Raw genomic sequence first — 19,762 nt, 5'->3', positions numbered from 1 at the left:
AGCCCACCGAAACTGCGTACAGATCGCCATTTTCCGCAAAAACGCGATCTGGGCGCAGTCTCGGCGCAATAACTAGCCCTCGGCAGCCAACTGGCCACAGGCCGCGGCGATTTCCCGGCCCCGGGTATCACGCACTGTGCACGACACTCCCTTGGCCTGGACCCGCTTGACGAACTCCCGCTCGACCGGCTTGGGGCTGGCATCCCACTTGCTGCCCGGCGTGGGGTTGAGCGGAATCAGGTTCACATGCACCAACTGCCCCAGCTTGCTGTGCAGCTTTTTCCCCAAAAGGTCCGCGCGCCAAGGCTGGTCGTTGATGTCACGAATCAGCGCGTACTCGATGGACACCCGCCGGCCGGTGACGTCGGCGTAATAGCGCGCGGCATCGAGGACCTCGTCGACGCTCCACCGGTTGTTCACCGGAACCAGGGTGTCGCGCAGTTCGTCGTCGGGGGTGTGCAGGGACACGGCCAGTGTGACACCGAGGCGCTCGTCGGCCAGTTTCCGGATGGCCGGGGCGAGGCCCACCGTCGACACCGTCACCGACCGGGCGCTGATGCCGAAGCCGTTCGGCGGCGGGGCGATGATGCGCCGCACCGCGGCCAGCACCCGGTTGTAGTTGGCCAGGGGCTCCCCCATGCCCATGAACACGATGTTCGACAACCGACCGTCATGCTCCAAGCGCATGGCCGACGACGCCGACCGGACCTGCTCCAGAATCTCGGCGGTGGACAGGTTGCGCTTGAGGCCGCCCTGGCCGGTCGCGCAGAACGGGCAGGCCATGCCGCAGCCGGCCTGCGAGGAGATGCACACGGTGTTGCGCTGCGGGTAGCGCATCAGCACGGACTCGAAGGTCGTGCCGTCAACCGCACGCCACAGGGTCTTGCGGGTCTCCCCCGCATCGCACTGGATCTGCTTCACCGGATCGATCAGCGTCGGGAACAGGGCCTCGGCCACCTGGTCGCGCACCGCGGCCGGCAGATCGGTCATCTGCTGCGGGTCGGCGATGAGTCGGCCGTAGTACTGGTTGGCCAGCTGCTTGCCGCGGAACTTCGGCAACCCCAGCTCGGCGACCGCCTCGGCCCGGCCGTCCTGGTCGAGGTCGGCAAGGTGCCGCGGCGGCATGGCACGTCGCGGGGCGTCGAAGACCAGCGGTAACGGCTTACTTTCAGCAGACATAACACGTCCAGTATCCCAGCACCGTCATTGCGCGTGAACACCGCCGAGTTGTAACGTGTTCTAAAACCAGAGTGAGCGCTCTGTTTTGATGCGAGAGTGCACGAGAGGGTCAATCAGTGCCGTTCCAAGACAGCCTCCACGGCGGTCGCCAGATGTTCGGCACGGACGGCCGAGTCCATTGCAACCGAAGTAATTTCGTCACTGCCGAACACAGCCGGCAGAAACGCGTAGGAGTACACCATCCGGAATGCGGTGTCGGCAGCGGCGGCGCTGCACCCGAATCGCTCCGTGAGCACCCGGCCGAAATCCCGCGCCAAGGACCGGCTCCACTCGACTCCGTCCGCCCACATGTCCGGATCCGCCCGGCCGAGACTGACGAAGACGAAGAGCAGAGCACGATTGTCCGCGACAGCGCTCAAGAACATGGCCACGAAGCCCGATACGAACACCTGCCTGTCCGTGGCTGGATACCAAGGCGCCGAACGGTATTCGCTGGATTCGCTGAGCCGGTTCAAAAACCTGGCATGGGCTTCGACCAGGAGCTGTCGACGGTCGGCGAAGCGATGGTAGATGGCGCCGTTGGAGACTCCGGAGCGCTCACTGACCGCGGCGATGGTCAAGCCCTGCGCCCCCGACTCGGCCAGGATTTCCAGCGCGGCATCGAGCACCCGGGAAGCCGTCACCTGACTGCGTCGCTGCACCGCAGGACGCTTTCCGGGAACCTCGACAGCCTCACTCATCGCAGCCAACTGTAAATGTGGCATCGAACAAACACGAAGGAGCCGTGCGCCGTGGTCGACGTTCAGAAGTTCTTATCCGATATCGCGCGCGTGGCACCCTTCGTGCCCCCGCAGGACCCGGTACCGGTCACCTTCAACTTCGACCAAGGGATTCCGTCCGCAGAGACGTTCCCGATTGGCACGCTTGATCACCTGCACAGCGACGTCCTCGCCCACGACGGAGCGCGCGCACTGGAGTACGTGTCGCTGGACGTCGACGGACCCGGCGACCAGATCGTGTACGGCAATACCGGCTATACCGAGCTGGTCCTGGGCAGTCTGCACCTGCGCCGCGAACTGGCGCGGTGGCTGGGTGAGCGCAATGCGCGCACCGACCTGGGCCCGGACAACCTGATCATCACCTCCGGTTCGGTGCAGGCCATTGCCCTGGCGATCAACGCGCTGGTCAACCCCGGCGACGGCGTGCTGGTCGAGGCCGCAACATTCCCCTACGCGCTGCGGTACGCGAAAATGCGCGGCGCCGACATTCGGCCCGTGGCAATCGACGCGGACGGCCTCGATCCCGACGCGCTGGAATCGCGTCTGGCGGAAATGGCCGCCGCGGGGGTGGTCCCGAAGCTGCTGTACATCGTCGCCACCTTCCAGCTCCCGACCTGCGTTTCGACGTCGGAACCGCGACGCCGACGCATCCTGGAGCTGGCGCAGGAGTACGACTTCCTGATCATCGAGGACAACATCTACGGCGACCTGCGCTACCACGGCGAGCCGATTCCCACGCTGCTGTCGATGGACACCACCGGCAGGGTGATGCAGTCACACGGCTTCAGCAAGACCGTGGCACCTGCGCTGCGAATCGGGTGGATGACCGGACCGCAGGACCTGATCACCGGATTGGGTTCGGTACGGCAGGACTTGGGCCCGAGCCTGTGGACCTGCCGGGCCTTGGCGCGGTTCGTCGCATCCGGTGACTTCGACAAGCAGATCGACCGCGCCAACGACGTGTACCGGCGCAAGCTCGATGTCGCGGTGGCCGCGGTTCGGGAACACTGCGGTTCCTGGGTGACGTTCTCAGTCCCCGAGGGCGGCTTCTACCTGTGGCTCAAGCTGTCCGATCAGGTCGACTGGCGCGAGGTTCGACGCCGCTCCGCCGAGGGCGGCGTGGCTTTCCGCCCGGGCGAGCGGTTCATGATCGACAGCGCCGCTTCCGACGGGGCAGGATATCTGCGGCTGGCCTACAGCCACGTCGATGACGAGGAAATGCGAAGGGGCATAGCAATTCTCGGCGAGGCCATCCGTGAATCGGTGATCAAGTGATCGCGGACGGCCCTCGGGCCGTTGCCGAGGGCCTGACCTTCCCGGAGTGCCCGCGCTGGCACGACGGCGCGCTGTGGTTCTCCGACCAGCACGCAGGCACCGTGTTCCGGCTGGTGCCCGGGCAGGCGTGCGAGCCGGTACTCGATGTCGCCGGCCGGCCGTCGGGCCTCGGTTGGACGCCTGACGGCGATCTGCTGGTGGTGTCCATGCTGAACCGGAAACTGTTGCGTTATGACGGTCAGACCACCACGACGGTGGCCGATCTGTCGCCGTATCACCGCGGACCGAGCAATGACATGTTGGTCGACGATGCCGGCCGGGCCTACATCGGCGACATCGGCTTCGACTACTACGAAGGGGGCTCCCCCACCCCGACGAAACTCATCAGGGTGGACGTGGACGGCGCGGTTCAGGTGGTCTCCGGTGACGTGCTGGTGCCCAACGGCATGGCCTTGGCCGACGGCGGAACCCGGCTCATCCTCGCCGAGTCACTGGCCCGCCGGCTCACCAGCTTTCGCCGGGATCCCGACGGCACCCTGTCCGACCAACAGGTGTTCGCCGACCTCGGACGGAGGGTTCCCGACGGGATCTGTGCCGACCCCAGCGGTGCGGTGTGGTTCGCCTCGCCCAACTCCAATGCCGTTGTCCGCGTTGACCGGACCGGCGAACAGACCCATGTCATCGGCACCGGCAACTGGTACCCGGTGGCCTGCCAGCTCGGCGGGACGCAGGGTCGCACGCTCTACATCTGCGCCTCGACGTCGGTGGCACCGACGGACACCGGCACCCCGCGATCGGGCGCCATCCTGGCGATCGAGCTCGACGAGGCGATCGCATGACCGACAATTCGAAAGAGGGACAAGCCATGAAGTTCATGTACGCGCTGTGGGGCTCGGATCTCGATCGGGTGCTGCATGCACCGCAGCTGCGCGAGGCGATCCACGCAGCCGGCGCCAGCCGTCTGCAGGTCAATGTGGACGATGCCGATGTCGCCCCCACACAGCTGCGCATCACGGCGTTCGACACTCCGGTGAACGCGGTGGTCAGCATCTGGACCGAGGCCGAGCCGACCGCGATCTCCGAACTGCTGTCCGGGGTCGCCGATCACTGCGTGGGGTGGGAGGTCGAGGAAACGGTGCGGTTGGTGCCACCGCCGGTCGCCGATGGGCAACGCACCCCGGCGCTCGCCCAGATCGGATTCCTGCGAATCCCCGCCGACCTCACCCCCCAAGAGTGGCTGCACCGCTGGCAGGGACAGCACACCACGGTGGCCATCGAGACGCAGGCGAACTTCGGCTACGTGCAGAACCGGGTGCTGCGCACGGTTCTCGGTGAGGAGCGGGTCGACGCCCTGGTCGAGGAGCTGTTCCCGATGTCGGCCATGACCGACCCGCACGCTTTCTACGGCAGCGGCGGCGACGATGCCGAGTTGCAGCGACGCCTCGGTCTGATGATCGAGAGTGTGACCCGGTTCGGAGCACACACCAACCTGGACTCGGTCCCCACCAGCCGGTACGTCTACGCGCCGGCGTCGCAACCATCCCGGTAGGCGATGGTCGGCCGCGCGTCGTGACGCGCGGCTTCCGCGCCTCACGCCAGCAGGGTCAGCACAATCCAGCCGACGACGGCCGCGGGCAACATCGCGTCGATGCGATCCATGATTCCACCGTGACCGGGCAGCAGCGTGCCCATGTCCTTGATCCCGAGGTCACGCTTGATCTGCGATTCGACCAGGTCGCCGAGCACGCCGGTGATGACCAGCAGCAAGCCCAGCGGCGCGCCCACCCACGCGGGCTTGTCCAGCAGAAATACCACCGAAAAAACGGCGGCGGCGATACCGAACAACAGCGAACCGCCGAGACCCTCCCAGGACTTCTTGGGGCTGATCGCCGGCGCCAGCAGATGCTTGCCGAACAGGACGCCAGCGACATAGCCACCGATGTCGGCGAAGACGACCGTCACGATGATGATGAACACCCGGACTCCGCCGTGATCGGCGAAGATGAGTAGCGCGGTGAACGCCGCGAACAACGGCACCCACGTGGCAAGCAGGACCGTCGCGGCGATATCGCGCAGGTAATTCACCGGTTGCTGGTCCAGCCCCTGACCGACCAGACGCCACACCATGCAGACGACGATCGTCCCGCCGTAGGCGCCCAGCAGTCCGAGCGCGCCGAACGGCCAGGTCAGCCAGATCATCGCCTGACCACCGAGTAACAGCGGGACGGTGGGCAGCGCGTAACCCTGTTCGCTCAGCCGCCGGATCACCTCGTGAGTGGCGATGGCGATGGCCACCGCGAGCAACGGCAGCCACCACATCGGCGCGAACAGGAGCGTACCGATCGCCATGGCGCCGAGGACGGCGCCGACGGCGATGGCGGCCGGAAGGTTACGGCCGGCCCGGGACTGTTTTTTCTGCGGTTCTCCGACCGGTGCGTTTGTCACGAAAGGTATTTGCTGATCGGCCTCTAGACCTCCAGCAGTTCGCCTTCCTTGTGCTTGACCAGGTCATCGATCTGGCTGGTGTAGGTGTGGGTGGACTTGTCGAGGTCCTTCTCGGCCCGCCCGACCTCGTCCTCGCCGGCCTCGCCGTCCTTCTTGATCCGGCTGAGCTCCTCCATGGCCTTGCGGCGGATGTTGCGCACCGACACCTTGGCGTCCTCGCCCTTGGACTTGGCCTGTTTGACCAGGTCGCGGCGGCGTTCCTCAGTGAGCTGCGGGATGGAGATCCGGATGATGCTGCCGTCGTTGGTCGGGTTGACCCCGAGGTCGGAGTTGCGGATCGCGTCCTCGATCGGCTTGAGCTGTCCCGCCTCGTAGGGCTTGATGACGACCATGCGCGCCTCGGGGACGTTGATGCTCGCCATCTGCGTGATCGGCGTCATCGACCCGTAGTAGTCGATATTGATGCGGGAGAACATGCCCGGATTGGCCCGGCCGGTCCGAATGGCGGACAGGTCGTCACGGGCCACACTCACGGCCTTTTCCATCTTCTCTTCAGCGTCGAAGAGAGTTTCGTCGATCACGTCGGCTTCTCCCGTTTCCCGTTCAGGTGGTGACCAGTGTTCCGATCTTCTCACCCGCCACCGCGCGGGCGATATTGCCTTCGGTGAGCAGGTTGAACACCAGCATCGGCATCCGGTTGTCCATGCACAAACTGAAGGCGGTGGCATCGGCGACCCGCAGGCCGCGATCGATGACCTCGCGATGGCTGACCTCGGTGAGAAGCTCGGCGTTCGGATCCTCGCGCGGGTCGGCGGTGTAGACGCCGTCGACGGCCTTGGCCATCAGCACCACCTCGGCCCCGATTTCCAGAGCCCGCTGCGCGGCGGTGGTGTCAGTGGAGAAGTACGGGAGGCCCATGCCGGCACCGAAGATGACGACGCGGCCCTTTTCCAGGTGCCGCACGGCCCGCAACGGGATGTACGGCTCGGCGACCTGCCCCATGGTGATGGCGGTCTGCACGCGGGTATCGATGCCCTCTTTCTGCAGGAAGTCCTGCAGCGCAAGGCTGTTCATCACGGTTCCGAGCATGCCCATGTAGTCGCTGCGCGTGCGTTCCATGCCGCGCTGCTGCAGTTGGGCGCCACGGAAGAAGTTGCCGCCGCCGATCACGACCGCGACCTGGACGCCGCTGCGCACCACTGCGGCGATCTGGCGGGCAACCTGGTGCACGACGTCGGGGTCGAGGCCGACCTGGCCACCGCCGAACATCTCTCCGCCAAGCTTCAGCAGAACCCTCGTGTAGAAGGGACGAATGGGTGCTGCGCCCTCGCCGGCGATATTCGGATCCGCCATCGGTCTCCTCGGCACTCCTCGCATGTAGAGAGCCACCCGGGTTACCCCTGGACGGCCTCTCCATCCTGCCTTATGGCGGGCAACACACCTAGTGGGGGGAGCCTTCGCGGACCGAGTGTCGCCGGCGGGCGCAGGTCAACCGGCAACTACCCCAGGTGCGCCTGAAGCAACCAGGCCGCCACCGACTTGCGGTCATTGCCCTCGTCACGGATGTCCATCCCGGCGAAATCGGCGAAGGTGGCGAATTCGGCAGGCACGTGGGCGTGGATGCGGGCCGGCCGGACATCGTCGATCACCCAGTACTTACCGACGACCTCGCGCAATTCGGCCTCGGTGACCGGATTGGCCGGCCCGGTATCACCCATCGTCCCCTTGTCGAACACCAGCACGAAGTAGGAGGCGCCGGGTGCAGCGGCCCGGACGATCGACTGCTGGTAGCCCTCACGAAGTTCCACCGGCATGGAGTGGAACAACGTGCTGTCGACGATCGTGCCGAAGCGGCCGTCGTAGCCGGTGAACGCGCTGATGTCGGCGACTTCGAAGGTCGCGTTGGTCAGCCCCCGCTTGGCGGCCTCGGCCCGGGCCATGTCGATGGCGGTGGCCGACTGGTCCAGCCCGACCGTGGTGAACCCCCGCTCTGCCAGGTCCAGCGCGGTGGCCGCCTCACCACAGCCGGCGTCGAGGACGTCGCCGTGGAACTTGCCTTCTGCGATCAGTGCCGCAATCTCGGGCTGCGGTTCGCCGATACTCCACGGCGGGCGCACCCCGGCGAACTCGGGAGCCTCACCGCGGTAAGCCGATTCGAACATTGCATCTGACATTTCGCTTGGTGTGGTCATACGTCCGGTATATCAACGTGGTTGATATGTGTCAATATGCTTGATATGAACTCCGAAACGGGGGGCACCCTCGAGGAGCAGCCACTCGGATACCTGATGTACCGCGTCGTCGCGGTGCTGCAGCCGAAGGTCACCGCGCAGCTGCAGCCACTCGGACTCACGCTGCCCGAATTCGTCTGCCTGCGAGTGCTGTCTCTGTTTCCCGGCCAGTCCAACGCCGAGCTCGCCCGCCACACCAACGTCTCACCGCAGGCCATGAACAACGTGCTGCGCGGCCTGCAGGACCGCGGTGCGGTACGCAGACCCGCCACCGTCAATTCGGGACGGGCACTCCCGGCCGAACTGACGGCCGAGGGAGCCGAATTGCTCAAACGCGCCGAAGCGGCAGTGCTTGCCGCCGAGGACAATGTGCTCGACCGGCTCGACCCCCTGCAGCGACGCGAACTCAAGCGACTCCTGGCCCAGGCGGTGATCTGAGGGGCGCGCGTGGCGCGCCGAACAGCCGCGCAGTCGGTAATGTCCCAGGCGCATGAAGATCGTTCTGGCCCCGGACTCGTTCAAGGAGTCGATGACCGCGTCGCAAGCGGTGGCAGCGATGCGCGAGGGCGTCCGGTCGGTACTGCCCGACGCCGAGTGCATCGGGGTACCGATGGCCGACGGCGGCGAAGGGACGGTAGACGCCGTCGTCGACGCGCTCGGCGGAGACCGCGTCACGGTCGAGGTCAGCGATCCACTGGGTCGGCCGGTCCGCGCCACCTATGGCTACATCGCCGAGCGCCGCCTGGCCGTGATCGAGATGGCCAGCGCCTCGGGCCTGGAGCTGGTGGCTCCGGCGGATCGAGACATCCTGCGCGCCAGCACGTTCGGGGTAGGCCAGCTGATCATCTCGGCGCTGGACCACGGCGCGGCCGAGCTGCTGATCGGGATCGGCGGTTCTGCGACGAATGACGGCGGGGCCGGCATGCTCACCGCCCTCGGCGTCTCCTTCACCGACGCCGCGGGTGCCGCACTACCGCCGGGCGGCGCTGCCCTGGCCCGGCTCCGGCACATCGATGTCTCGGGTCTGGATCCCCGACTGGCTGACACTCACATCCGGATTGCGTCCGACGTCACCGCACCGCTGCTCGGAACCGGTGGTGCCAGTGCAGTTTTCGGCCCACAGAAGGGTGCCACACCTGACGACGTCGAGATTCTCGAAGCCGCGCTGACCCGCCTGGTCGCGGTGACCGGCGCTGCGCTCGGTCACGCCCGGCCCGACCGTCCCGGCTCTGGTGCCGCCGGCGGCCTGGGCTTCGGCCTGATGGAATTCCTTGCCGCCGAATGTGCGCCGGGTGTCGACGTGATCGCCCAAGCCGTGGGACTGGAACAGTCGCTGGCCGGGGCGGCCTGGGTGTTCACCGGCGAAGGCAGCGTGGACGCCCAGACCATGTTGGGCAAGACACCGTTCGGTGTCGCCCGGGTAGCCGTGCGTACCGGTGCGCGGGTGGTGATCTTCGCCGGCCGGGTGGCGGCCGACGCCGATGTACTGCTGGCCAACGGCGTCGAGAAACTGGTGGCCATCACCGCACCGGGCACTCCGCTGGATCAGGCCTTACGTGACGGCCCGGCCGCATTGGCCCGTGCGGCCGCCGCCGTCTGCCGCACCCTCTAGCCCGAGCAGTCCCCCGCAAGCGGGAGGGAATCAGAGGATGGCGGCCGCGATGATCAGGCCGAAGGCCAGATAGGAAGCCGTGACGACCAGGACCTGCGGGGTGAACTTCTCGGAGGCCAGAACGCCGCCGATGTCGATCCCCTTGATCGCACCGACCAGCCGGACCGAGAACGCCTGGGCCGCAATGCCCAACAGACCGAACACCAGGGTGGTGATCAGACCTTGGATCAGGTCACCCGACGAGCTGTAGATGGCCAGCACGATGATCAACGCCATCGAGACCACGCCGGACGCCGTAATCGCAGCGGCGTTGGGGCGCCCGGCCTGCACCAGGGCCCGCAACGGTCCCGGCGTGGTCCAGTCGATCACGTAGAAACCCAGGATCAACAGCGCCACACCGACAATCGAGTACAGCACGATCGCCGACACCCCGTGACCGAGGACCGACCAGTAATCGGGGCCGAGCACAACCAGAGTGGTTGTCATAGGGGTTATTCCTTCCAGGTCACAGCGGGATGCGGTGTGGCACAAAGGCAGCGCCGTTGTCGGTGACGAGACCGGAGGTCTCGCGGATCCCGAGTCCGGCGGATTCGTCGCCGACGATCCAGGCGCCCAATGCGGGACGCATATCGTCGAATTGCGGTAGCGGATCGAGCAACTGGTACACGTAGCCCTCTTCGCCGTACACGCCGCCCGTCTCGGTCTCGTACCCGGCGCCCACGATGGTGATGTTGGCGCCCTCACGTCCCAATTTGGGTTTGCGCACGTAGTCGGTCAGCTCGTGCGGGTCATCGACGTAGGCGGGCAACAGGTTCGGGTGCCCGGGATACATCTCCCACAGCACCGCGAGGATCGCCTTGTTACTCAGCAGCGTCTTCCACAGCGGCTCCACCCACATGGTGGCAGGCAGCTGTTCGACCGCCCGGCGGCCGAAATCGTCGTCGAGCATCCACTCCCACGGGTAGAGCTTGAAGATCGACGCCATGGGGGCTTCCTCGAGGTCGACGAATCGGTCGAGATCCGGGTCGAACCCGATGTCCTCGATCGCCAGACCCACGGTGCGCAGCCCGGCCTCGGCCGCACACTCCTGGAGGTAGGCCACGGTCACGTGATCCTCACCGCTGAGTTCGGCCCCCGACCAGGTGAAGTACGTCTCCGGTCCCGGAAGCCGGTCCCTGATCTCAGCCCAGCGGGCAACCAGCTTCTCGTGCAACGAGTTCCACTGATCGTCGGCCGGGTACACGTCGGTCTTCCAGTGCCATTGCAGGATCGCCGCTTCCAGCAGTGTGGTCGGCGTGTCGGCGTTGTACTCCAGCAGTACCGGCGGCCTGCGGCCGTCGTAGCGTAGGTCGAACCGGCCGTACAGGTGCGGATCACTACGCCGCCAGGACTTCTCGATGTGCTCCCAGCTCCATTCGGGAAGCCCGAAGTCGCGGTAGCGCCCGGTCAGTACGACGTGCTCGACGGCCTCAAGGCACATCGAGTGCAGCACCTCCACTGAGGCCTCGATCGAGAGCACCTCGTCCATGTCGAAGACGTAGTGCACCGATTCGTCCCAGTACGGACGGTCGGCACCGGTCGCGTCGCGCGCCGGAGTCCCGTAACACATCCCCTGGTCGGCGACGATCTGTTCCCAGCCGGCCCGCGGGGAACTACGTTGACGGCGCATTCAGCTTCCCGAGCTTTTGCCGTAGCTCGACGACGAACCGAAGCCGCCGCGCGAGATCGACGTCCCAGACTTGGTCTTGGCTGTGGTGCCCTTGGGCTGTTCGATGGTCCCGCCCCGGGCAATGGTGCCCACCCCGCCGTTGTTGCCGCCGTAGTAGTACCGGTACGGCGAGCCCAGGTAGATGAACGTGCCCCCGGAACCGCTGTGTCCACTGGAGCAATACGAATCGGGCACCACCTCGTTGGTGCCCTCCTTGACGCACGACGCCGCGATTTCCTCTTTGTGCAGCAGGTGGTAGCCGAGTGCGACCACGCCCACCACGCCCACCACGGCCACCGACCCCATCAGGATCTTGCCGTTCCTGGCCTTGCGGTCCTGGGCCTTCTGTTCCTGCAGGGCCGCGAACTGCGCGGCCACCTCACGGGCCTTCTGGGCCTTGTCGCGTTGACGTGCCTCGGCCACGGTCGGTGGCCGCGGCGTGGCGGTAGCCGGATCCTGCCAACGTATCGATCCCCGACCGTCCTGGCTCCACTGGTCGTCTGGCCCAGACGTCATTCCCACCCCCGCAAACTCTGACACCTGCCGGTCATCATAGGAGGACGCTGCCAGTTGCGTGTCCAGCACCTGACCAAAACCGGCACGCGAAGGCGGGGCCGCACCTCTGTACCAGCGCCCGGGGTGCGCAAAAACCGGCTATTTCACCGCTTTTCGCGCCCGCTTGCGCGGGGCCGCGGGGGCCGGATCCTGAATGCGCGGCCAAGGCCTGGCCTCCTCGAGCTCGTAGGCCAGCTCCAGCAGCAGGGCTTCCCGGCCCCGGGTCGCCGACAGCATCATGCCCACCGGCAGGCCGGTGTCGGTCTGGGCCAGCGGCAGCGAGATGGCCGGATCCCCGGTGGCGTTCTGCAACGGGGTGAACGCCACCCACCCCAGCAGACGGTCGATGATCTGCTCGTAGTCCGCCGTCGGGTCGAGACGGCCGATCTCGAGGGTGGGCTCGGCCAGGGTCGGCATGAGCACCGCGTCATAGCTGTTGGACAGACGCTCGGTGATCCGCCGCGACCGCGCCAGCCGGACGATCGCCGGAGGGACCCGATGCAAGTTGCGCGAGGCGAGCCGGTCCAGCCCGAGCGTCAGGCTGTCGAGCTTGTCGCGGTCGAAACTCGGGCCGAAGGACCGCTTCCCGCCGCGTACGAGTGCGTACGCCAGGAACGCCCAGTACAGCAGGAAATCATCCTTGAACCGGGCCGGGACCGGGTTGCCGATCACGGTGATCTGGTGGCCGAGTTCCTCGAGGAGCGCGGCGGTCTTGTGCGTCAGCTCGGTCATCTCCGGACCGGCATCGTGCACGATGGACTGCGTGCACACCGCGATGCGCAGGCGCTGTTTGCCTGGGCGGCTGACATCGCCGATCGGCGGCAGCTTGGGATTGTGGTAGACGCGTTCCATCTCCCGAAGCAGCGCGGCGGTGTCACGCACCGATCGGGTGAGCACCCCGTCGGACACGATCCGCAACGGCATCATCCGCATGTCCTTGTCCTGCGGAAGCCGGCCCCGGGTGGGCTTGAGGCCGACCAACCCGTTGCAGGCGGCCGGGATCCGGATCGACCCGCCCCCGTCGTTGGCGTGGGCGATGGGAACCACCCCCGATGCGACGAACGCACCGGAGCCCGAGGACGACGCACCCGCGGTGAAGGCCGGGTTCCACGGGTTGCGGACCGGCCCGAGCCGCGGATGCTCACACGACGCACTGAAACCGAACTCCGAGAGCCGGGTCTTGCCCAGCGGTACCAGACCCGTGGCCAGGTAGGCGCGGGCGAAGTCACCGTTGGCCGTTTCGGGCCGGGGTTCCCACGCGTCGGTACCGCGCATGGTCGGCATGCCCTGGACCGCGGCGTTGTCCTTGACGAAGGTCGGGACACCGTCGAAGAACCCGCCGTAGCGGCTGGGGGCCGCGCCCCGGGCATGGGCCCGATCGAAGGCTTCGAACGCCAGACCGTTGAGGGTGGGATTGACCGCCTCGACCCGCGCGACGGCGGCCTCGATCAGGTCGGCTGCCGATACCCGGCCGGCCCGCAGTTCCTCTACCAGGCCGACGGCATCGTGCTCGCCGAGGGCATCGTCGCCGAAGGCGCTCAGGCGGGTCGGGGCATTTCGCGCTGGGCGCGGACCGCTAGTCACGCTGTGACGCTAGCAAGCCGACATCACTGCGCCCGAGCCACGCTCTGCAGCGCGGCCAGATGCTCGTCGACTGTCCGCAGTCCGGCACCCATGGTGTTCACCGTGACGTGGGTGGCTCCGGCGTCGGCCCATGCCGCGATGTCGGCTGCGGTCTGGTCCGGATCGCCGGCCCAGCCCACTCGCCCCTCCATCCCGATGGTCGCCGGGTCGCGGTCTGCGGAAACGGCGGCGCGCTCGACCCGGGCCCGGGCATCGTCGAGCTCCGGGCCTGGTCCGATCATGGGGAACCAGCCGTCGCCCAGCCGCCCGGCCCGCTCCAACGCCCGGGCGGAGGCCGCTCCGAACCACACCGGGATCGGGCGCTGCACGGGTAACGGCGCCAGGCCGGCACCGGTCACCCGGTGGTAACGGCCCTCGAACGTGACCGACGATTCGGTCCACAGCCGGCGCATCAGCTCAACCTGCTCCTCGGACCGCTTGCCGCGGTTTCCGAAATCTTCGCCGAGCGCCTCGTACTCGACCGCATTCCAGCCCAGCCCGACGCCCAGGCGCAGCTTCCCGCCGGTGAGCAGGTCAACCTCGGCCGCCTGTTTGGCCACCAGTACGGCTTGACGCTGCGGCAGGATGACCACCCCGGTCACCAACTCCAGCGAGGTGACGGCGGCCAGGTAACCGAACATCACCATCGGCTCGTGGAATGTGGTGTACAGGTCGTAGGGCCCCGCCCAGTCCCGGTGTACGGCCGGATCGGCGCCGACGACGTGGTCGTAAGCCAGGATGTGGGTGAAGCCCAGCTCCTCGACACGCTGGCCGTAGGCGCGCACGGCTCCCGGATCTCCGCCGAGTTCCGTCTGCGGAAATACCACACCTACGCGCATGTCACCTCCAACACCATTGGTACCTGCCACACTCCCACATCGGCAAAGCCCCTAGCCCCTGCGAAAGCAACTACCCGGCACCGACCGCATCACGAATGAACAAAACCCCGCACTTTCCGGGATCGCCGGAATGAGCGCGGGGTTTTGCGGCGGGCGGTGGGTGTGCCGCCCGGGTCTTCTGGTGTGTTAGGCCTGACCGACCTCGAACCGCACGAAGCGGGTCACGGTGACCCCGGCGTCGTCCAGCAGTGCCTTGACGGTCTTCTTGTTGTCGGACACCGACGGCTGGTCCAGCAGCACGACGTCCTTGTAGTAGCCCGTGACGCGACCTTCGACGATCTTGGGCAGAGCCTGCTCGGGCTTGCCCTCTTCCTTCGCGGTCTCCTCGGCGATGCGACGCTCGTTGGCGACGATGTCCTCGGGCACGTCCTCACGGGTGAGGTACTTGGCCTTGAGCGCGGCGATCTGCAGAGCGACCGCGTGCGCGGCCTCCTTGCCCTTGTCCGCGTCCCCGGCCTGGTACTCGACCAGCACACCGACGGCCGGCGGCAGGTCCGCGGCACGCTTGTGCAGGTAGGTCTCGACCGTGCCGTCGAAGTAGGCGGCCCGACGCAGCTCGAGCTTCTCGCCGATCTTGGCGCTCAGGTCAGCGATGGCCTGCTCGACGGTGGTATCCCCGACCTTCGCGGCCTTGAGGGCATCCACGTCGCCGGCCTTCGCAGCGGCGGCAGCCGCGACGACCTGCTCGGCGAGCTCCTGGAATTCGGCGTTCTTGGCGACGAAGTCGGTCTCGGAGTTCAACTCGATCAGCGCGCCGTCCTTGGCCACGACCAGGCCCTCGGCAGTGGCGCGCTCAGCGCGCTTGCCGACGTCCTTGGCGCCCTTGATACGAAGCAGCTCGACAGCCTTGTCGAAGTCGCCGCCGGCCTCGACCAGAGCGTTCTTCGAGTCGAGCATGCCGGCGCCAGTCAGCTCCCGCAGTCGCTTGACGTCGGCAGCGGTGTAGTTAGCCATTTAAAGACTTCTCCTGGAATTACGAAGCGTCAGTGGATGTTTCGGGTGCAGCAGCGGCCTCGCCCTCGGGGGTGCCTGCAGTGGCACCGGCCAGCAGCTCCTGCTCCCACTCGGCGAGCGGCTCGACACCCGCGGCGTCCTGCTTCTCACCGGCACCTTGGCCGGCGCGAGCCTGCAGGCCCTCGGCCACCGCGGAGGCGACGACCTTGGTCAGCAGGGCGGCCGAACGGATCGCGTCGTCGTTGCCCGGGATCGGGTAGTTGACCTGATCGGGATCGCAGTTGGTGTCCAGGATCGCGATGACCGGGATGCCCAGCTTGATGGCCTCATTGACCGCCAGGTGCTCCTTGTTGGTATCGACGACCCAGATGGCCGACGGCACCTTGGCCATGTCACGGATACCGCCGAGGCTGCGCTCAAGCTTGTTCTTCTCACGCGTGAGCATGAGGATTTCCTTCTTGGTGCGACCCTCGAAGCCACCGGTCTGCTCCATGGCCTCGAGCTCCTTCATACGCTGAAGGCGCTTGTGCACGGTGGAGAAGTTGGTGAGCATGCCGCCCAGCCAGCGCTGGTTCACGTAGGGCATGCCGACGCGGGTGGCCTCTTCGGCGATGGACTCCTGCGCCTGCTTCTTGGTGCCGACGAACAGGACGGTGCCACCGTGGGCGACCGTCTCCTTGACGAACTCGTACGCCTGGTCGATGTAGGTCAGCGTCTGCTGCAGGTCGATGATGTAGATGCCATTGCGGTCGGTGAAGATGAACCGCTTCATCTTGGGGTTCCAGCGACGGGTCTGATGCCCGAAGTGAGCGCCGCTGTCAAGCAGCTGCTTCATGGTTACAACAGCCATGAGTTGGTGGTTCCTTTATGTCGGTTGTCGCCCGGCGTCGGGTGATGCCAGGCCCTGGTGCCCACTGGTTGCCGAACCCGATCTGGGGAATCCCAGGTCAGGACCGTCGGCACCCGTGTACGACCCCGTTGCGGCAGTCGAATGCGCAGACACGCGAAGTCAGCCCGCAAGCGAGCTGCGGGTAGAAGTTTACACGCTGAACAGGGGTGCTTTTACCACGCAGCGAAGCCGGACGCATTCATCCACAACCCGGGTTTCGGGGCTTTCGCCCGCGCCGGGACGGCGCTGAACTGAGATGGTGAGGTTTGGCGCCGCCGTGCTGATGCTGGGATTGGCATCGATCTTGCCGGTCACCGCCAACGCCGAGGGCTCGCGGCTGCATTGGCCGGTATCACCGCGACCGGCGGTGACCAGGGGTTTCGACGCCCCCTCCCCCAACTGGAACCGCGGCCATCGCGGCGTCGATCTGGCGGCCGCGCCCCAGCAACCCGTCTACGCCGCCGGCCCGGGCACCGTCGTCTTCGCCGGCGTGCTCGCGGGGCGTCCGGTGGTATCGGTCGCCCACCCGGGTGGGCTACGGACCAGCTACGAGCCGGTGCAGGCCGCGGTACGGCCCGGTCAGACGGTGAGTGCGGGCCAGCTGCTCGGCACGCTCTTGGCCGGCCATCCCGGATGTGGGGTGGCCGCGTGCCTGCACTGGGGTGCGATGTGGGGTGCGGCGGCCCGGGCCGACTACGTCGACCCGCTCGGGCTGCTGGCCGAGACCCCGATCCGGCTCAAACCGCTCCACCGGTGACAGTTTTGCGCACACTCACACCGCAGTCAGGGCGGCCTACTGTCGGAACCATGACCACCGCGTCGCGATCCCACCGCAACCGGCCCATGCGATTCGGTCTGCACACCGCGCTGCCCCGCGGCACGGACTTCGCCGAATTCGCCGTCACAGTCGAGGAATCCGGATTCGACGTACTGACCATTCCCGACCATCTGATCGGGTCACTGTCACCGTTCGCCGGCGCGGCAGCGGCGTGCGCGGTGACCACCCGACTGCACACCGGAACTCTGGTGCTCAACAACGATCTTCGGCACCCGGTCGACGTCGCGCGCGAATCGGCGACGACGGCGGCACTGTCGGGCGGACGGTTCGAGTTGGGTCTGGGCGCGGGCCATATGAAATCCGAGTACGACGCCGCCGGCCTCAGGTTCGATTCCGCCGGCACGCGCGTGGACCGTCTGGTCGAGTCGGTCGAGGTGATCCGCCCGCTGCTCGCCGGCGAGCCGATCAACGTCGACGGGGCGCACTACTGTGTGCGCGCCGCCGCCGGCGAGCTGGTCGCGGCGCCAGACGTTGCCGTTCCACTGCTCGTCGGGGGTAACGGCACCCGGGTGTTGCGGTTGGCGGGGCGGGTGGCCGATATCGCCGGCCTGGCAGGTTTCAGTCACAACCACGACGCCACCGAAGTGCGGTTGACCCATTTCGATGCGGCGGGCCTGCAGGACCGCATCTCGGTTGTGCGCGAGGCGGCCGGCGATCGCTTCGAGGACATCGAACTGAACGCGCTCATCCAGTTCGTGGTGCCCACGGAGAATCCGGCGAAGGCCGCCGCGGAACTCGCCGCCCAGCTGGAGACAGATCCGGAGCTGTTGCTGGAGTCCCCGTTCGTGCTGCTGGGCACGTATCAGCAGATGGCCGAGGCGTTGGCCGACCGTCAGCACCGATTCGGCATCAGCTATTGGACGGTGTTCGACGAATGGCCCGGCCGCGAATCAGCTCTGCCGCACCTGGCCGAGGTGCTCAGGCTGCTGCGCTGATGTCCCGCAGGAATCCGCTGATCGCGGCGAGTACGGCGTCCGGCTGGTCACGCTGAACCCAGTGTCCGGCACCGCCAACGATTTTCAGCTGCGCATCCGGGATCAGCTCGGCAGCGGCGCGGGCTCGCGCGACGGGAACGCCGGGGTCTCGATCGCCGTGGATGACGAGGGCAGGGCACCTCACCTCCGACAGCCGTGACGTGTAGTCGGTGCGCAGCCGGTTCCACCCGACCTGGTCGCGTTGCCATTGTTCGAACGCGTCGAATCCGTCGGGTTGTGCTGCCGCAGCCATGATCTCGTCCATCAACGCGTCGGTCAGCTGCCGCGGATCCCTGATCAGCGCGTGCATGCTGCGGGTCATCGCAGCCCGGTTGGTGCCGACCCAATGGGTCACCGCACCGAGCAGACCCGTGCGCACCATCGCCCAGCTGACCAGTTGACGGACACCCGACAGCGGTCCGTCTGACAGCCGCGGCATGATGCCGTAACTGCCCAGCAGCATCGCGCCGGCCACCCGGTCCGGGCGGTCCAGCACGTGGCCGATGGTCATGCCGCCGCCGAGCGACAAACCGCCGATCACGTACCGGTCCAACTCCATCCCGTCGACGAACTCCGCCACGTAGGCGACCAGCCGGTCCTGGGTCACCGGCTGTCGCGCCGGCGGACTCTGGCCGTAGCCGGGGTGGTCCGGGGCGATGACGCAGTAGCCCGCGTCGGCCAGTCGCGGGCCGATGCCACCCCATGACAACGATGCGTTGTCCACGCCGCCGCCGTGCAGCAACACCACGGTGGAAACGGGATGGAGGGGTGCCCAGGTGAGATACGAGACAGGTCCGGATGGCAGGTCCACGATGGATCGGATTGCGCGTTCTCCTAAATCTTCCGTTCCGGGATGTCAGGCCCGTGGGTGGGCCTGGTCGTGCACTGCCCGCAACCGTTCGACGGTGACGTGGGTGTAGAGCTGCGTGGTGGCCAACGAGGTGTGGCCCAGTAACTCCTGCACGATGCGGAGATCGGCGCCGCCTTCGAGCAGGTGGGTGGCAGCACTGTGCCGCAGCCCGTGCGGGCCGATGTCGGGGGCACCGTCGACGGCAGAGATGGTCTGGTGCACGACGGTGCGCGCCTGACGCGGATCGATCCGTTTACCGCGGGCCCCGAGCAGCAGTGCCGGACCGGAATCGGCAGTGGCCAGGGCGGGGCGGCCTTCGGTGAGCCATGCCGTCAACGCGACGTGTGCGGGCTCGCCGAACGGGACGGTGCGCTGCTTGTTGCCCTTGCCCAGCACCTGCAGCACCCGGCGTGAGGTGTCGATGTCGTCGATGTCCAGTCCGCACAACTCGCTGACCCGGATCCCGGTGGCATAGAGCATCTCCACGATCAGCCGGTCCCGCAGGGCCAGCGGATCACCTTCGCGCGCCGCGGAATTCATCGCTTCCATGGCGTCGATCGCCTGATCGCGACGCAACACCGCGGGCAGGGTGCGGTGCGCTTTGGGTACCTGTAACCGGGCCGCGACGTCCTCCGGCAGCAATCCCCGCCGAGCCGCCCAGGTACAGAAGGTCTTGACCGTCGAGGTGCGTCGCGCCAGCGTGGTCCGCGCTGCTCCGGTCGTGGCCTGGCCGGCCAGCCACGACCGCAGCGCCGGCAGGGTCACGGTATCCAGGCCACCGCCGGTGAAGTCGAACAACGCCGACAGGTCACCGCGGTACGCCCGGCGGGTGTGCTCAGACCTGCCGCACTGCAGCGCCAGGTATTCGTCGAACTCGGCGAGCACATCCTGGACTGCGGGCACTGTGCCACGGTGGCAGAAGGACGCCCGCCCCGCACCCGACGCGCCGAG

General features: G+C 67.1%; 21 protein-coding genes and 1 pseudogene. 7 read left to right on the top strand and 15 right to left on the bottom strand.

Going from position 1 to position 19,762, the window contains the following annotated elements:
- Positions 1-72: 72 nt before the first annotated feature.
- Together rlmN and ACWEFV_RS01415 are read right to left on the bottom strand one after the other, a co-directional pair.
- Positions 73-1,179: a 23S rRNA (adenine(2503)-C(2))-methyltransferase RlmN gene (rlmN, locus tag ACWEFV_RS01420; RefSeq protein ID WP_450068810.1), complete on the bottom strand. Its 1,107-nt coding sequence runs from the start codon at positions 1,177-1,179 to the stop codon at positions 73-75.
- Positions 1,180-1,292: 113 nt separating this feature from the next.
- Entirely contained in the window at positions 1,293-1,919 is a 627-nt protein-coding gene (locus tag ACWEFV_RS01415; RefSeq protein ID WP_450068809.1) for a TetR/AcrR family transcriptional regulator, read from the bottom strand.
- Positions 1,920-1,970: 51 nt separating this feature from the next.
- Between ACWEFV_RS01415 and ACWEFV_RS01410 the strand changes: the two genes are divergently transcribed.
- Genes ACWEFV_RS01410 through ACWEFV_RS01400 form a run of 3 tightly spaced genes read left to right on the top strand, consistent with a single transcriptional unit; the run spans position 1,971 to position 4,782 of the window.
- A complete protein-coding gene (locus tag ACWEFV_RS01410) occupies positions 1,971-3,233 on the top strand; it encodes an aminotransferase-like domain-containing protein (protein WP_450068808.1) in 1,263 nt (420 codons plus the stop codon).
- Positions 3,230-4,072 (top strand): SMP-30/gluconolactonase/LRE family protein, encoded by an 843-nt coding sequence (locus ACWEFV_RS01405; protein ID WP_450068807.1) that lies wholly within the window; start codon positions 3,230-3,232, stop codon positions 4,070-4,072. Before ACWEFV_RS01410 ends, ACWEFV_RS01405 begins: the two co-directional genes overlap by 4 nt.
- Positions 4,069-4,782 carry a hypothetical protein gene (locus ACWEFV_RS01400; RefSeq protein WP_450068806.1) on the top strand — a complete coding sequence of 238 codons (714 nt, stop codon included), beginning with the start codon at positions 4,069-4,071 and terminating at the stop codon, positions 4,780-4,782. Before ACWEFV_RS01405 ends, ACWEFV_RS01400 begins: the two co-directional genes overlap by 4 nt.
- Before the next feature lie 41 nt (positions 4,783-4,823).
- Here the strand turns inward: ACWEFV_RS01400 and ACWEFV_RS01395 are convergent, their stop codons facing one another.
- The 4 genes from ACWEFV_RS01395 to ACWEFV_RS01380 all read right to left on the bottom strand — a co-directional run bounded on the left by ACWEFV_RS01395 (position 4,824) and on the right by ACWEFV_RS01380 (position 7,870).
- A complete protein-coding gene (locus tag ACWEFV_RS01395; protein WP_450068805.1) occupies positions 4,824-5,678 on the bottom strand; it encodes a phosphatidate cytidylyltransferase in 855 nt (284 codons plus the stop codon).
- Between the two features lie 23 nt (positions 5,679-5,701).
- Complete coding sequence (frr, locus tag ACWEFV_RS01390; protein WP_135453664.1) at positions 5,702-6,259, bottom strand: ribosome recycling factor; 558 nt, start codon at positions 6,257-6,259, stop codon at positions 5,702-5,704.
- 22 nt (positions 6,260-6,281) lie between these two features.
- On the bottom strand, positions 6,282-7,031 hold the full coding sequence (pyrH, locus tag ACWEFV_RS01385) for a UMP kinase (protein ID WP_135453663.1): 750 nt from the start codon (positions 7,029-7,031) through the stop codon (positions 6,282-6,284).
- Between the two features lie 146 nt (positions 7,032-7,177).
- Positions 7,178-7,870 (bottom strand): class I SAM-dependent methyltransferase, encoded by a 693-nt coding sequence (locus ACWEFV_RS01380; protein WP_450068804.1) that lies wholly within the window; start codon positions 7,868-7,870, stop codon positions 7,178-7,180.
- A 36-nt stretch (positions 7,871-7,906) separates the two neighbouring features.
- Between ACWEFV_RS01380 and ACWEFV_RS01375 the strand changes: the two genes are divergently transcribed.
- Together ACWEFV_RS01375 and ACWEFV_RS01370 are read left to right on the top strand one after the other, a co-directional pair.
- Positions 7,907-8,347: a MarR family winged helix-turn-helix transcriptional regulator gene (locus ACWEFV_RS01375; RefSeq protein ID WP_450068803.1), complete on the top strand. Its 441-nt coding sequence runs from the start codon at positions 7,907-7,909 to the stop codon at positions 8,345-8,347.
- Positions 8,348-8,399: 52 nt separating this feature from the next.
- Positions 8,400-9,521, top strand: a complete 1,122-nt coding sequence (locus ACWEFV_RS01370; RefSeq protein WP_450068802.1) for a glycerate kinase — start codon at positions 8,400-8,402, stop codon at positions 9,519-9,521.
- A gap of 30 nt (positions 9,522-9,551) precedes the next feature.
- Here ACWEFV_RS01370 and ACWEFV_RS01365 read toward each other — a convergent pair whose 3' ends face one another.
- From ACWEFV_RS01365 to rpsB, 7 genes are all read right to left on the bottom strand, one after another.
- Positions 9,552-10,007: a DUF350 domain-containing protein gene (locus ACWEFV_RS01365; RefSeq protein ID WP_450068801.1), complete on the bottom strand. Its 456-nt coding sequence runs from the start codon at positions 10,005-10,007 to the stop codon at positions 9,552-9,554.
- Between the two features lie 19 nt (positions 10,008-10,026).
- Complete coding sequence (locus ACWEFV_RS01360) at positions 10,027-11,190, bottom strand: glutathionylspermidine synthase family protein (RefSeq protein ID WP_135453658.1); 1,164 nt, start codon at positions 11,188-11,190, stop codon at positions 10,027-10,029.
- Entirely contained in the window at positions 11,191-11,745 is a 555-nt protein-coding gene (locus ACWEFV_RS01355; protein ID WP_135453657.1) for a hypothetical protein, read from the bottom strand.
- A gap of 138 nt (positions 11,746-11,883) precedes the next feature.
- Positions 11,884-13,368 (bottom strand): amidase, encoded by a 1,485-nt coding sequence (locus ACWEFV_RS01350; protein ID WP_450068800.1) that lies wholly within the window; start codon positions 13,366-13,368, stop codon positions 11,884-11,886.
- Positions 13,369-13,391: 23 nt separating this feature from the next.
- Complete coding sequence (locus ACWEFV_RS01345) at positions 13,392-14,246, bottom strand: LLM class F420-dependent oxidoreductase (protein WP_135453656.1); 855 nt, start codon at positions 14,244-14,246, stop codon at positions 13,392-13,394.
- A 186-nt stretch (positions 14,247-14,432) separates the two neighbouring features.
- Entirely contained in the window at positions 14,433-15,260 is an 828-nt protein-coding gene (gene tsf / locus ACWEFV_RS01340) for a translation elongation factor Ts (protein ID WP_135453655.1), read from the bottom strand.
- Between the two features lie 19 nt (positions 15,261-15,279).
- A complete protein-coding gene (gene rpsB / locus ACWEFV_RS01335) occupies positions 15,280-16,110 on the bottom strand; it encodes a 30S ribosomal protein S2 (RefSeq protein WP_135453654.1) in 831 nt (276 codons plus the stop codon).
- Between the two features lie 361 nt (positions 16,111-16,471).
- On the opposite strand from rpsB, the pseudogene ACWEFV_RS01330 reads away from it, so the two are divergent.
- Positions 16,472-16,897 (top strand): annotated as a pseudogene (locus ACWEFV_RS01330) (M23 family metallopeptidase); the annotation flags it as partial.
- Between the two features lie 59 nt (positions 16,898-16,956).
- Complete coding sequence (locus ACWEFV_RS01325) at positions 16,957-17,922, top strand: TIGR03621 family F420-dependent LLM class oxidoreductase (protein WP_450068799.1); 966 nt, start codon at positions 16,957-16,959, stop codon at positions 17,920-17,922.
- Here the strand turns inward: ACWEFV_RS01325 and ACWEFV_RS01320 are convergent.
- Together ACWEFV_RS01320 and ACWEFV_RS01315 are read right to left on the bottom strand one after the other, a co-directional pair.
- Positions 17,906-18,772, bottom strand: coding sequence for an alpha/beta fold hydrolase (locus tag ACWEFV_RS01320; RefSeq protein ID WP_450068798.1), 867 nt, complete (start codon positions 18,770-18,772; stop codon positions 17,906-17,908). The genes ACWEFV_RS01325 and ACWEFV_RS01320 overlap by 17 nt on opposite strands.
- Before the next feature lie 45 nt (positions 18,773-18,817).
- Entirely contained in the window at positions 18,818-19,714 is an 897-nt protein-coding gene (locus tag ACWEFV_RS01315) for a tyrosine recombinase XerC (protein WP_450068797.1), read from the bottom strand.
- Positions 19,715-19,762 lie beyond the last annotated feature (48 nt).

Source organism: Mycobacterium sp. NPDC004974 (assembly GCF_053600815.1).
Note: the sequence above shows the minus strand (reverse complement) of the source record. Positions and strands in the feature narration are given on the sequence as shown.